Below are 13,150 nucleotides of genomic sequence, written 5' to 3' on the forward strand. Positions count from 1 at the left end.
CAAGAACTATCATTCTATGGTACTAATTCAAAGAAAAATGGAGATCACGAAAAAGATCGTTCTCATTGCACATGATAATAGAAAAGAAGATCTATTAGATTGGGTAAAATACAATAAAGGCACCTTAAGCAAACACCACCTATCTGCCACAGGAACCACAGGAAAATTGATTCATGAACAAATAGGTCTTCCAGTGTTTCGGTTCATCTCAGGCCCTCTCGGGGGAGACCAGCAGATTGGATCCAAAATCGTTGAGGATGGAATTGATTTTATGGTTTTTTTCTGGGATCCACTTTCTGCCCAGCCACATGATCCCGATGTAAAGGCATTACTCCGAATTGCAGTATTGTATAATATTCCAATGGCCTGTAATCGTTCTAGTGCTGATTTTTTAATCTCATCTCCTTTAATGCAAACGGAATATAATCGCCAATTGATTGATTATGGCTCAAGAATACCGGCAAAAAATTAATTTTGCTTTCACCCCAAAGTGTTTTGCTGTAAGCCAGTGTCGTTTCCGAAACATAAAATAAAGGATAGGGAATAGAAAAAAACGTGAAATAGGCCATAGATAGAAATCTAGCTGAATTTCATCAGAAAGAATACTGGAGGTATTTCCCTCTGGACTATCCAAAAATCTATGAGTGTGTTGGAACTTACGAAAAGGACCTTTTTCTTGGTTATCTTGGAAGAAGTTATTTTTACTATAGGCGATATGTTTCGCAATCCAGGTTTGTTTCCAGAAAGGTAAAATGGAAATCTTTAAAACCACTTCTTCGCCTACTTGTAATGACTTCGGAGATTTCAAGATTTCGATTCCTTTAGTTTCTCCAACTAAAGTCTGAAAACCAATGGGATCCTCATGGAACTGAAACAAGATTTCCTTTTCGATGGGAAAACTGGATCTATAAATGAATGTATTCATAATGATTAGAAGGCAATAAGTTCCAAATGATGTGGTTTCCCTTTAAAAAAAAGAAACAGAAGTTAACTATTTCCCAAGATACTAAAGAAAGAATTGATGCGGAATCAGAAAAACTAGGGAAACCTCAGGTTTTGATTCTAACCTTGCAACGCAATGAGAGTGGTGTTCGCTCCGTATTGGTTGGATTTAGTGATAAAATGGATTCCGATTCTGGTTTGATTCGCTGGATGAATGAAACTGACGAAGTCCTCCTATCTTTGGGAGAACTTAAGTTCGATTTAGGAAAATTCTATTTTTACCCCAATATCGATTTAGAATGGAAAAAAACACCACGACCTGAAATTCATAAAGTCATTTCTAACTATAGATTTACAAAGGAACCCATTTATTTAGAAGCAAAAGAGTTCTTTAGTTTGCGTCCAGTATTATCCCATTGTCTTCAAAGAGAAGATGTGATTTCTATTTATCTAGAAGGAAATATTTGCCAATTAGAAATTCCAAATCTTACAAAAGAAAAAGAAGAAAGAATTTCGGAGGAGCTCCTTATTTATCTTTCTTCTCTATACGAGAGTCCATGGGAAGGATGACGTCATCTCCGGTTGCCAGTTCCTTTTCCCATCCGCGGACATTTGGTTTCACAGAAGAGATGGATTTTCCAAGTTCAATGATTTCCCCTTGAAACAAGGGTTTCCCCTTTCTTTGGAATTCTAATTTTGAATTTTTTAGTAATCCATCATCTTTTCCAAGAGAAACAATCACTTCATCTTTTTTGACTTTCAAGATTTTTCCTTCTTTGGGGAGTAAAACCTTGATCTGTTCAGCGATTCGATGAATGACTGTAGGAAGGCTATCGCGACCTCGTTGGTTAGTAGACCATGTGGCAATGTCTCTCAAACTAGTTCTGTCATACACAGAAACATCCAGCCGGATATCACCATCTTTCATTTTATATTTGCCATGTACTATATATCGAATTTTTGATGCGTTTTTTCTCTTTGTATCTAACAAGTGCAAGTTGTCTATGGTAAAAGGTATTGTTTGTGAAAACGGATGATAACTGGTTTCTTTCAGAAGTCCTCTAATGTATTGAAACTCGTCACCCTCCACAACCCGAACTGATTGCATCTGTTTCAAATTATAACGTAGTGCTTCCGATAACAATCGTCCTGCTTGTAAATGGTAAGGAAAGGCTAAACTGGACTCCATATCAAAAACAAAAACTTCCGGGCTATATCGAATCACATTTTCCTGAATTGCGTTTGGATCAATTTGGATGTATCCTTCGCGAAACTCCAATGATTCTTTTATATTCTTAATCGAAAACTCGAGTTTGTTTTGGAGTTTAAAGGAATTCGGATCTTCCTCACGCAAGCGAAGTAAAAGGTTGGTGTATTTTACTCCTTCTCCAGTTTGATTGTAAAACTCTAATAATTCTTTCCGAATTACGGGTGTTTGTGGGCTAAGGTCTTTAGCTCTTTTGAGGTGAAAAATGGAACTTTTATGGTATAGGGAATGTTTTTCGGAATAAAACCGGTCTCGTCTATAATCACCGAGTTCTCTTCTTAATTTTGACTCTTCTTTCTCTTGGCTGATTGAATACTGTTCTGCCTCAAAACGCAAAATTTCATCTAGATCATCTAATTGCAATGCCCTTCGGTAGTGGTAAGTGGCAAATTTAGTTTCCCCAAGTTCCCAAGCCAAATTGGCTTCCAAACTATGATAAAGTTGGTTATCAGGAAACTCTCTGGCGAGTTCATAAATCGTCCGAAAGGCTTTTTTCTTAATCTCTCTGTTTGATCCAAAATTGGATAAAATAATATCATGGTAAACGGAATAAAAACGAGCCTGTTCCCCTTTGGGATCAAGATTTAAAGAATTTTGGAGTGCTTCTTCTACTGAACTAAGTGCAACTCGGAGTTGTTCTGGGTAAAAATAGTTTTGGTATAATAAGACTTTTGCTTTGAATGCAAATCCTTCTGGATCATTAGGCTCTTTTTTTGAATAGGAATCGATCGCATTATAGGAATCCGTATAATTTTGTTTGGTAAAATATAGTTCGGCTAACATTCTCAATAAATCAGAAGGTTCATCCAACCGAGTTGCCAATGTTTTAAGTTTGTAAATTGCAGAATCCAATTTTCCCTGTTTCTGCAGTGACTTGGCTTCTGTAATTCGGAGTGCCGAATTATTTGGGAATTCGACAAGTAAAGGATCAATTAACTTCGAAATGGCGGAAAAATCCGAATCTAAAAGATAAATTTCTGATAAACCAGAAACTGCGAAGATATGTTTTGGTTCTCTCTCTAAAATTTCTAAATAGAATTTTTTACTCTCCCTGTAGGCACCTAAGCGAAAGCTACAATCTGCTACTCCTAATTTCGCATCGATTGAATTCCGGTTTTTTTGTAAGGCAGACTGATACAATTGAATCGCCTTACGGCAATTGTTTTCTGACTGGAGCCTTTTCCCTTCAGCAATGTCTTCTAAAGTGGAAGTCTGTGCCTTTAAAAGAGGATCCGATACAAAAAGTCCTGTTAGCAACAAAAATAAAAAAGTAAACTTAACGAGGTTCTGGAACAAAGTATCCTCCTTCATCTCGACCCTTTACTCCTCTGTGTTCCACTCCGATTGCTAGTTTGATGTAGCGATTGATTAGTTCTGGATTTGTATCTGTTTTGTAAGAGAGTATGTAGCGATAGTCTATATGAGATTTTAGTTTTTTATATAAATCCCTTTCTTCTCCTTCTCCATCAAGAACGATATACCGACCGTTGGTTGGCCCAGTCATATCGGACCAAGAATCTTCCAACGAAGGGTTTGGATTTACAGTCAAAATATAGATAGGAATGGAATGGGCTTTGGCAAAAGAAACGATCCTAGATTTTTGGTATTGTAAAAAACTATCTTCTCTACTTTCGCCAGAAACTAAATAGACGAGGGCCTTGGGCCCGGTTTCTAAAGATAATTTCTGTAAGGCGGCTATGCTCGCTTTACCAAAATTGTATTTTTCTTCTGGAATACCATCCCTAATTTTTGCGAGTATATCGCGTAAGGAAACTGTTTCCGCAAGGATTAAGTTACTATCCTTCCCAGCCCTGTACAAGGCAATTTTATCTGTATCTCGGAGGGAACGAAAGAAAGGAAAAAGACCATCTTCAAGTGAAAGTTTTCCCTTTTTCAAACTCTCGCTATTTTCATAAACCATCGCAATACTTAGTTTATCGTTTAGTTTATTTTTGTTCGCTAAACTAAAGAGGGGTGTCATATTATCATTTTCAAAAATTCGAAAACTCAAACGGTCGATTCCCACGATTTCTTTCCCGGCCCGGTTGCGAACTCGAGTATAAATATGAATGTCCGGAAATCCAGAAGTATCAATGGATTCAATTTTTAAATCTAAGTTGGAAAGTAGGTGGTTTTTTTGAGAAAATATATCGATTCTATGTTTTCCAAAATCTACAAAATACAAACTTCCAGTGAAGTCCATATTCGTTGCAAAAGGACGAAATAAAACACGATATACACCCTTTTTATCTCGAAATTTATTTAGCTGTGTCCATTCACCATGTAACAAAGAGTAGGTCCAGATTCCAGTGAGTTCGTCTGTTAAAAATATCTGGTTGTCTAAGATTCGAATGTTTCTTGGTTTTTTCCATTCAGGTTTTTCGATTGTGTTTATTGTATTTCCATCACCGTCAAAAATAACTACCCGAAGATTTTCTTTATCCACAACATAAATTTTACCATCATGAATGGTGATCCCCGAAGGATTACCTAATTTAGAATTTCCCGAACCTTGAAACTCTAAAATAAATTTTCCGCTGGAATTGAATTTCTGAATCCTAGCATTTCCGGAATCAGCTACAAAAAGATTTCCACTGGGATCAATAAAAAGAGAAGAGGGACCGCGAAACTGTCCTTGACCTTTTCCTGGTCCACCCAGGGAAGATAGGTAACCTCCAGATAAATCAAAGATTAATACTTCATCCCTGGCAAAATCCGCGACATAGATTTTTTGATTGTAATAAGCTAAGGAGACTGGGCGATCGAGTTTTCTTGTAATACCCCCACGCCAGTTGGAAAGGGGAGATCCTGCTGCATTGAATTTAATGATATTGGAAGTGTCAAACCCTGCAACATAGAAGTTCCCATCTTCATCAAAGGTAATGTCCACTGGATTACGAAACCGGTAACCGCGAATGGAATCTCCTTCAATGGTTTTAAAATAGATTTTTTCTTTATCGGTGACGCCACCAGCAATGGCCAAACGAAGAGCTTCAATTTTATTAATGATTAAAAGATCGTTTTTTGCTTTCGAGGCAAGAATTTCTAATTCATCTAAAGCCTCTTCCCATTCGCCTAACAGATAGTAATTATTCGCAAGTTCTAAACGTGCTAAATGGAAGTCTTTTTTTAAATTTACGGCTTTCTGAAATCGTTCTTTTGCCGCTGAATATTCTCTTAAATTTTTATAGGTAAGACCTCGTTTGAATTCTTCCTTGGCATTCTCTTCCCCCAAGGAAAAGTTGGGAAAGTCCAGAGGGAAAATTTGTGTGCTCACCAATAGAAAGAAAAACGATAGTAACTTTCTCAAAGACACTCCCTCCAACCCCAATCTAATGGGACATAATCTGTAAGTCAACCCCTTCCTTAGGATTCGGAATGTGGTTTTCTCTTTATTCTCGACAGAATCTTAAATTTAGACAGTATGGAAATGAAGTTATGTCTCCTGAACTTATAGAACGTGAAGTCCGTCGGCGAAAGACCTTTGCCATCATTGCCCACCCCGATGCGGGAAAAACCACTCTCACTGAAAAGCTGCTTCTTTATGGTGGTGCCATCCAACTCGCAGGAGCGGTGAAAGCAAAAAAAGAAGGGAAGTCGGCAACCTCTGATTGGATGGCAATGGAAAAGGAGAGAGGGATTTCGATTACCTCCGCTGCCCTCCAGTTTGAATACAAAAATAGCATCTTAAATCTTCTAGACACTCCAGGCCACGAAGACTTCTCTGAGGACACTTACCGAACCCTGATGGCAGCAGACACTGCCGTGATGGTTCTTGATGCCGGAAAAGGGGTCGAACCCCAAACCATCAAACTTTTCCGCGTTTGTCGGGATCGCGGAATTCCCATCATTACTTTTATCAATAAAATGGACAGACCGACTAAGGATCTGTATGCGCTTTTGGATGAAATCGAAAAGGTTCTAGGAATCAAAGCGGTTCCAGATGTATGGCCGCTTGGAACGGGTTTTGATTTTAAAGGAGTTTATGACCTTCGGGACCAACAATTGTATTTGTTTGATCGCACACCCGGTGGAAAACAAAAGGCTGTCTTTCGTATGGCCGGTCCCAATGATCCGAGTCTTGATGAACAATTTGATGCAGAAATTGTAACTGCTTTCCGCGAACAAATTGATCTAGTCGAAAATGGAATTGGGAAAGTAGACAAAAATATGTTTCTACTAGGCAAGGAAACACCGGTTTATTTTGGTTCGGCGGTAAATAACTTCGGGATCGAACTTTTTTTGAATAAATTTTTGGAATTAGCTCCTGGCCCTGATCACATTCCTCTCCGTGATGGGAATTATTTAGATCCCATCAATGCACCTTTTAGTGCTTTTGTTTTCAAAGTGCAAGCTAACATGAATAAAGCGCATCGAGACCGGATTGCTTTTCTTCGGATTTGTTCCGGTGTCTTTGAGCGTGGATTAAACGTAAATCATAACCGGTTAGACAAACCGGTTAAACTTTCTTCCAGTTTTGCTTTTTTTGGCCAAGACAGAAACACGGTAGATACTGCCTATCCGGGAGATATCATTGGACTTGTAAATCCTGGAACTTATAAAATTGGAGACGTTTTGTCTACGGGGAATACTCCACCTTTACGTCCTCTACCTAGTTTTGCACCGGAACTTTTTGCCACCATTTCTTGTAAGGATACTTTACAATTAAAATCTTTTAAAAAGGGTTTGGATCAATTAGCAGAAGAAGGGATTCTCCACCTTTTCACTTCACGAACAATTGGCGGTGGTGTGCCCATCATTGGTGCTATGGGAAAACTCCAGTTTGAAGTATTCCAACGTCGCCTAAAGGATGAATATGGAGCCGAAACTTCCATTCATATCCTTCCTTATGGAATCTCTCGTTGGGTGAAAAAAGAAGACCGGTCCAAAATTCCATCAAATGCTAATTTGGTGGAGGATTTATTTGGAAATATGGCTCTTCTTTTCGATACTGAATGGGATATGAACTATTTTCATAAGAACAATGAAGGAATTGAACTTTTAGATAATCCTCCTTTGGAAGATTGATTAGATCACTTCAATCCCGATCCAGGTAATATCGTCTAAAAGAGGAATTCCATCGCTATAGGAGTTAATTTTTAGTTCTAACTTTTGTTTGATGAGTGACATATGGTTTGAACCCATTGATGTAAAAAACTGTATCAATTCCTTTTCCCATAATTTTTCTTTATTTGAATCTTCTACATCTTTTAATCCGTCAGTAAAAAGAAAAAATCTGTCTCCTTTCTCTATTGGAAATTCTAAAATCTTTGGATCTTTATTATGAATCATTCCAAACATTGGATTGAATTTTTCTAAACAAACCATCCCTCCAGGAGCTTGAAATAACATCCCTGGATGTCCAGCGTTTCCGTATTGAACTGTCATTTGATTAAAATCAAATAACAAAAACATAAAAGGTACAAATGCATAGGGATCTGGAAAATTAGTGGATACTCCTTCATTCATTCCACTAAGGATTCTTTTGGGATCGGATTCTGTTTTTACAATTTGATGAAACAAAACACGAAGTACAGTCATCATCATGGCAGCCTTCACACCATGCCCAATCACATCACCTATTGCAAAAATGGAACGATTGTTTCCTAAATCAATATAGTCATAATAATCCCCACCTACTTGGATAAGCGGTTTGTACAATACTTCATAGTCTAAGTGCGGTAAGATAATAATTCTATTAGGAAGATATTTTTTTTGCAAATCCTTGGCATATTCCATTTCCTTTTCAAATTCTTGGCGTTTTTTGGTTACATTTTGTATAAGAACCAGTGCCCCACTGGCATATCGGTATTTCTGCTCTAAATACCAAAGTTGGTAAGTGATTTCAATTAGATAAACGGAACCATCCACCGAATAGAATTCTGATTCTTCTCGTCTAAGTTTAGTTTGGTCATTTTGAACCTTGGAAACTGATTTTAAGAAAGAACTGACTTCCTTTTCAATCCATTCTTTAATCGAAAGTTGGTCACGATATAGTTCTGTTACTAATAGTTTTGGTTCGACCTCGACATTTTCTAATAGTATTTTCCCTTTGGGATCAAATAGGATAGCTGCATGGGGAAACTCTTGTAAAAGAAGTCTTAATTTTTGTTTAGATTCGATTTCTCTGAGAGTAATCACTATAGAAAAAAGAAAAGATAAAATGAATATTGAAAATAAGATGAGAACATTCTTCTTTAACGAATCTTTTATTGGAATAAGAACCAGATCCTTGGGACTGACAATGAATAGGTGAAGGGGAAGTCCATACATGGGAAAACTGACCACAAAATAATCCATGTCTTCTTTTTTTGTCTCACGAAGGTTTGGTAAGTTAGATCGGATTTGCAGAGAGAACTTAACATCTGTTTTCCAAAAATCGGAGACTAAAAAATCATCCTCAATGAATCCGGAAATTCCAAATTTGCCATCATTGTTTAAAACAAAAAGTCCTTCGTTGGGGTCACTAAAAGGAGAGTCTAGTAGCGAATCTTCCAAAAATTTTGCAGAATGGATAGATATCTGTTTGCCATCGAAAACGAAAAGATAAGATTTTTCTTCTGAATCTAGTTTGCAACTGACGAGAATTAGTTCAGGTATCTCTCCTGGGTGATGTTTTAACGAATTACAGTTTTTACTCACTCTCTCCAAGTCTGAGAGAGAAATAGAACCGACTGTTTTTTTTTCCAGAAGCTCCGAATTGATTGTTTCTCTGATTTGGTTCTCTAAATCAATGGCAAGCAGTTGGATTCGAATCAATTGGAATCTTTGGTTCCAGTCCAGTGCTTCCCTGTACTGCGATTGAATCATAGATGCAACTAAAAGGATATAGGGAACAATGAGAAATGTGACAATTGAGAGAAATAACTTAAGAAAGGACTTGGTTTGGATTACAAATAAAAAATTTCCATACAATTCTCGAAACCAACGAACATAAGACACGAGTTAGTTCTCCTGATTTGTTTGTTTGATGCGAATTTTTTTGGGAATTTCTTCATTTCCTAAGCGATCACTTGCTGAGATTTCTATTTCCAAATCCTTTACACAAGATTTTAATAACTCATTCCAAGAATTTTTTTCCCAAAGAAACCATTCAGACTTTGAACTTGTCCCACATGAGCTTCGGAAACGAATCACATCCACTCCTGATCCTAAGTCAAATGATTGGAGTTTGAGATTTGTATTTGCGGATATGTAAATTTGTCCTTTGTTTTTATGTGTTTGCGGATCCCAAACAAGTTCCGTGTTAGGTGGGGTGTTGTCTACACTGAATTCCCAAACTTGCATCGAATCGGAAACTCCGAGTTCATTGGTCACTTGGAATTCCAAGCGGTATTCTCCATCCTTGGAAAAGAAAAATTCTGGAATTTCAGTCAATTTCCAAGAACCTCCATTCAAACGATAGCGAACCGATGTTTTTACTGATTGTTTGGTTACTGGTTTTACTTGGATTTTACTTTCTGTTAGAAAAAAGTGATTGGTTCCGTCCTTTGTGGGGAGGGGGATTAGCACATCCGTTTTTATGGGTTTTTGAGATACAACTTTAGCGGTTTCTTTTGGTTTGTTTTTCCCAAAGGAATTTACTTCGAATAATTCAGTCCAAAACCCACGCACTTGGCGTTTAGCAACGGCGCGGATTCGGAAGTATTCGTATCCATTCGGAATATAAAGTTGAATATTTCCAGGGTTCGATACCACTCGAAAAGGAATTTCTAGATCAAAGGAAGTTCCCTTCCATAATTCAAATTCATATTGGATGATATCCTCCCGTTCTGGCTCTAGAATCAATTGAATTGTTTTTGAATCTGAAAAGATAGGGAAAGTAATCCCACTTAAAAAAAGTATATAAGTGAAAATCTTAAATGAAGTTTTCATTCTTCTCTTGGCTTTGGTGGATCTGGTAGGGCAAAGGGTTTTAAAGGCGGTTTTCCTTTTTCCACAAAAGTTGCAAATCCGGAGGCAACATTCACTGTTACATTTTGGGCACTAACAGCAACCAAACCTTCATAACAACTAAGAGTTGTGTTTCCAGATCCATCCACTTCTGTAATGAAGTCAGTACCCTTCACTTCGGAGACAGCCGCATCTGTCCGAAGAAGAAACATACGTTGGTTAGACGATGGTTTTTTCTGGATGATGGAGCGAATTCTACCTTTACGGAGAAATAGTTCATCCGGTTCGGAATCCGATTTTCCTTTTTCCATAATGATATGACTATTTTCTGTGATTTCAAACCTTGATCCAGAAAGTAAAAGGAATTGTGCTTCTGATTCCTTGAAGGTTCGCACTTCATCTTTTGTATATAGGCCTTCACCGACATTGGCACTTGCCCAGTCAGATTGTTTTTGAGAAACTTTGAGAACTTCCGTTTTTCCTGTATATCGTTGGATGTCTGCTAACGGTTTTTTCCCTAAACTTTTAGGAATCCACAATTTCATTCCAGGGATAATGAGATTAGGATTGTCTATTTGGTTGGATTTCAGGAGTTCCTTCCATTTTCTTGGGTCATCCAAATAAGTTTTGGAGATGATACTTAAGGTCTGTCCTTTTTCCACAATGATGGTAATCCCATCACCTTCGGGTGGTTGGATCCTCTGTTGTTTTGATTCAGAATGAATGGGGGAAAGGAAAAAATAGAAGATAATAAATGCGAATCGGATTTTTTGACTGAGAAGAGTTTGGATTAAAACGGGAAAGGTGGAAGTTTCCTCCCACCTTTTCAATGGACATAGAGAAATCAGTTTGAGGAAATTCTGAAACTTCATTTTTTCCTCAAACTCAAATCTTGTTAGTCGATATTCTCGGCTACAAGTTCCGCAATATCTTTTACTTTTACGGAATCAATTTTCTCTGCGGCTTTCACACCATCTGTAATCATCGTGATACAGAATGGGCAAGCAGTAGCGATGGTTGTTGCACCCGTATCCAAGAGTTGTCCTGTACGTTTGCTATTCACACGCATACTTTCTGGATTGGATTCATCCACGTGTTCTTCCATCCAGTACTGCGCACCACCCGCACCACAACAAAGTCCCTTGGAGTGATGATCGACCGCTTCTTCGATTTTTCCACCGGATACTTTTTTCACCACATCACGAGGGTTATCGTAATTGTTGTTATAACGACCGATGTAACAAGAGTCGTGGTAAGTGTATTTTCCGGTGTTCGCATCGTCAGCTACCTTTACATCAATTTTACCATCTTTAGAAAGTTGGTTGATGTATTCGGAGTGGTGGATGACTTCAAAGTTTCCGCCAAACTGAGGGTATTCGTTTTTGATTGTGTTGTAGCAGTGTGGACAAGCAGTTACGATTTTTTTGATTCCGTAACCATTGATTGTGTCTACGTTGGTTTGTGCTAAGGTTTGGTAGAGGTATTCGTTACCACCGCGACGTGCAGAATCTCCCGAACATCCTTCTTCTGTTCCAAGAATACCAAAGTTTACATCTGCTTTTTGCATGATTTTAACAAAGTCACGAGAGATCTTTTTGTTTCTTTCATCAAAAGCCCCCGCACAACCTACCCAATAGAGTACGTCTACGTTTTTGTCTTCGGCTTCGGAAAGAACTTTTACATTCAAACCTTGTGCCCAGTCTGCTCTTGTATGAGCTCCTACACCCCATGGATTCGAATTGTTTTCCATGTTTGTGAAGGCTTTTTGAAGTTCTGGACTCATTTTGGATTCTGCAAGAACTAAGTGACGGCGCATTTCAATGATGGCATTCACTTGGTTGTTTCCCACTGGGCATGCTTCTACGCACGCATAACAAGTAGTACATCCCCATAGTGCTTCTTCACTTAAACCTTCGTGTGAGTTGATCACTCCAGTTTCTAGGGCAGCTACTGCTTCTGCACCTTCTTCAGGAGTTTTTCCAGCACGTGCCGCTGCCACTTCTGGCATTTTCTCTAACATTTGGTGTTTGAGTTCTACAATGATGGCTTTTGGGTTTAGAACTTTTCCTGTTCTGTTTGCTGGGCATTCCACTTGGCAACGACCACATTCAATACAAGACATACCGTCAAGTAGGTTTGGCCAAGGGAAATCTTCCACACGGTTGGATCCCCAAACTGCATTTTCATCATCTAAGTTGAGTTTGGAAAGTTGGCCTTTAGGAGTGTCTGTTGCCAAGAAATAGTTAAAAGGAGCAAAAATTAAGTGCGCGTGTTTTGATGTAGGAACATACAACATAAACGAGAACACAGTAAGGATATGGCCCCACCACATAATTTGGAACACAATGTCCGCATTGGAATTGGCAACACCGATGGATTCCCAAAGTTTTCCAATGGCTCCATCAATTAGTCCCGCATGAGTGAAGTATGTAGCCGCAACTGTCTTTGCACCATTTCCAAGTAAGGTGGTGACCATAAGTGTTGCAATCATACTGATGACAATAGCAGAAGCGGGAGAGTGAACATCCAAACCTTTTGCTTTTTTAATCCAACGTCTCCAAGCGAAAAAACCGAGACCGGTTAAAACTAGGATGGATACATAATTGACTGCTTGTTCGTAAATATGATTCGCTGCTTCGCCAAAGAGGAAATTGGGAAGTGCAAACTTGTAAGGGTCGTCCATGACATAACCAAAAATACCGGCAACCATTTGGCTTGTTGTATGGATGGTATAGACTAGGAATCCGTAGAATACAAAGGCGTGCATGATTCCGCGCACAGGTTCCCTGAAATTTTTCTTTTGGAGGACGACGTTGATCAGAAAGCTCTTTAAGCGGAATCCGATATTTAGGTTCTTTTTTGCATCCTCATTGAAGAATGCAGGACGACCATTAAAGATCAATCCGAGCCTATAAAGGATGGCGCGGACAAACACAACGTTTGCCACGACGAAAAAAGCTGTGAATAATAGGTGAAAGATGATTCTTCCGATATCCATTTATGTTTATGCCCTTAAGGTGTTTGGTATTTCCTAGGATTTGTATAGAA

Annotated in this window: 10 protein-coding genes; 3 read left to right on the forward strand and 7 right to left on the reverse strand. The window is 38.4% G+C overall.

The window, feature by feature from the left end; all coding sequences use genetic code 11:
• The first annotated feature begins 16 nt into the window (after positions 1-16).
• Positions 17-472 (forward strand): methylglyoxal synthase, encoded by a 456-nt coding sequence (locus JWG40_RS09260; RefSeq protein WP_002974225.1) that lies wholly within the window; start codon positions 17-19, stop codon positions 470-472.
• On the opposite strand, the gene JWG40_RS09265 is transcribed toward JWG40_RS09260, so the two are convergent.
• Positions 449-925, reverse strand: a complete 477-nt coding sequence (locus JWG40_RS09265; RefSeq protein ID WP_205285511.1) for an SRPBCC family protein — start codon at positions 923-925, stop codon at positions 449-451. The two genes, JWG40_RS09260 and JWG40_RS09265, sit on opposite strands and share 24 nt — an antisense overlap.
• A gap of 26 nt (positions 926-951) precedes the next feature.
• Between JWG40_RS09265 and JWG40_RS09270 the strand changes: the two genes are divergently transcribed.
• Complete coding sequence (locus JWG40_RS09270) at positions 952-1,512, forward strand: hypothetical protein (protein WP_205285512.1); 561 nt, start codon at positions 952-954, stop codon at positions 1,510-1,512.
• Here the strand turns inward: JWG40_RS09270 and JWG40_RS09275 are convergent.
• Positions 1,469-3,505: a tetratricopeptide repeat protein gene (locus JWG40_RS09275; RefSeq protein ID WP_205285513.1), complete on the reverse strand. Its 2,037-nt coding sequence runs from the start codon at positions 3,503-3,505 to the stop codon at positions 1,469-1,471. The genes JWG40_RS09270 and JWG40_RS09275 overlap by 44 nt on opposite strands.
• Positions 3,486-5,519 carry a 6-bladed beta-propeller gene (locus JWG40_RS09280; RefSeq protein ID WP_205285514.1) on the reverse strand — a complete coding sequence of 678 codons (2,034 nt, stop codon included), beginning with the start codon at positions 5,517-5,519 and terminating at the stop codon, positions 3,486-3,488. The genes JWG40_RS09275 and JWG40_RS09280 overlap by 20 nt, the downstream gene beginning before the upstream one ends.
• 128 nt (positions 5,520-5,647) lie before the next feature.
• Between JWG40_RS09280 and JWG40_RS09285 the strand changes: the two genes are divergently transcribed.
• The gene (locus JWG40_RS09285) at positions 5,648-7,237 is read left to right on the forward strand and encodes a peptide chain release factor 3 (protein WP_205285515.1); all 1,590 of its coding nucleotides are present in this window, start codon (positions 5,648-5,650) and stop codon (positions 7,235-7,237) included.
• On the opposite strand, the gene JWG40_RS09290 is transcribed toward JWG40_RS09285, so the two are convergent.
• From JWG40_RS09290 to JWG40_RS09305, 4 genes are read right to left on the reverse strand one after another with little or no spacing between them, the layout of a single operon-like run.
• On the reverse strand, positions 7,238-9,151 hold the full coding sequence (locus JWG40_RS09290; protein WP_205285516.1) for a PP2C family protein-serine/threonine phosphatase: 1,914 nt from the start codon (positions 9,149-9,151) through the stop codon (positions 7,238-7,240).
• A 3-nt stretch (positions 9,152-9,154) separates the two neighbouring features.
• Positions 9,155-10,084, reverse strand: a complete 930-nt coding sequence (locus JWG40_RS09295; protein WP_205285517.1) for an LBF_2017 N-terminal domain-containing protein — start codon at positions 10,082-10,084, stop codon at positions 9,155-9,157.
• Entirely contained in the window at positions 10,081-10,974 is an 894-nt protein-coding gene (locus JWG40_RS09300; RefSeq protein ID WP_205285518.1) for a FecR family protein, read from the reverse strand. Before JWG40_RS09300 ends, JWG40_RS09295 begins: the two co-directional genes overlap by 4 nt.
• Before the next feature lie 23 nt (positions 10,975-10,997).
• Positions 10,998-13,100 (reverse strand): (Fe-S)-binding protein, encoded by a 2,103-nt coding sequence (locus JWG40_RS09305; protein ID WP_002982586.1) that lies wholly within the window; start codon positions 13,098-13,100, stop codon positions 10,998-11,000.
• Between the last annotated feature and the right edge of the window lie 50 nt (positions 13,101-13,150).

The organism is Leptospira abararensis (assembly GCF_016918735.1).
Classification (GTDB): domain Bacteria; phylum Spirochaetota; class Leptospiria; order Leptospirales; family Leptospiraceae; genus Leptospira_A; species Leptospira_A abararensis.

Excerpts from the sequence above, each read along its gene's own strand:
- JWG40_RS09260 (WP_002974225.1), top strand. The coding sequence starts at position 17 with ATGGTACTAATTCAAAGAAAAATGGAGATCACGAAAAAGATCGTTCTC.
- JWG40_RS09265 (WP_205285511.1), bottom strand. The coding sequence starts at position 925 with ATGAATACATTCATTTATAGATCCAGTTTTCCCATCGAAAAGGAAATC.
- JWG40_RS09270 (WP_205285512.1), top strand. The coding sequence starts at position 952 with ATGATGTGGTTTCCCTTTAAAAAAAAGAAACAGAAGTTAACTATTTCC.
- JWG40_RS09285 (WP_205285515.1), top strand. The coding sequence starts at position 5,648 with ATGTCTCCTGAACTTATAGAACGTGAAGTCCGTCGGCGAAAGACCTTT.
- JWG40_RS09295 (WP_205285517.1), bottom strand. The coding sequence starts at position 10,084 with ATGAAAACTTCATTTAAGATTTTCACTTATATACTTTTTTTAAGTGGG.
- JWG40_RS09300 (WP_205285518.1), bottom strand. The coding sequence starts at position 10,974 with ATGAAGTTTCAGAATTTCCTCAAACTGATTTCTCTATGTCCATTGAAA.
- JWG40_RS09305 (WP_002982586.1), bottom strand. The coding sequence starts at position 13,100 with ATGGATATCGGAAGAATCATCTTTCACCTATTATTCACAGCTTTTTTC.